The organism is Desulfosporosinus burensis (assembly GCF_054657535.1).
In genome coordinates, this window is sequence record NZ_BAAHYN010000121.1 from 1 (window position 1) to 228 (window position 228).

Sequence of the window (228 nt, forward strand, 5' to 3'; positions counted from 1 at the left end):
GCGGCAGGAGTCCTATTTTACGCAGGATACCCAATCACTCCCTCAACCGAAATCGCTGAAATAATGGCTGAGAGATTGCCCTTGGTCGGGGGTACCTTTATCCAGATGGAAGATGAGATAGCAAGTATGGCAGCGATCATCGGAGCCTCCTTGACAGGGCTTAAAAGCTTAACAGCCACGAGCGGGCCAGGTTTTTCCCTAAAACAGGAGAATTTGGGCTATGCCATT

General features: G+C 50.0%; 1 pseudogene. It reads left to right on the forward strand.

The annotated features are described in order from the left end of the window. Positions 1 to 228: pseudogene (locus tag ACYQ3Q_RS28665) on the forward strand (2-oxoacid:acceptor oxidoreductase subunit alpha); the annotation flags it as partial.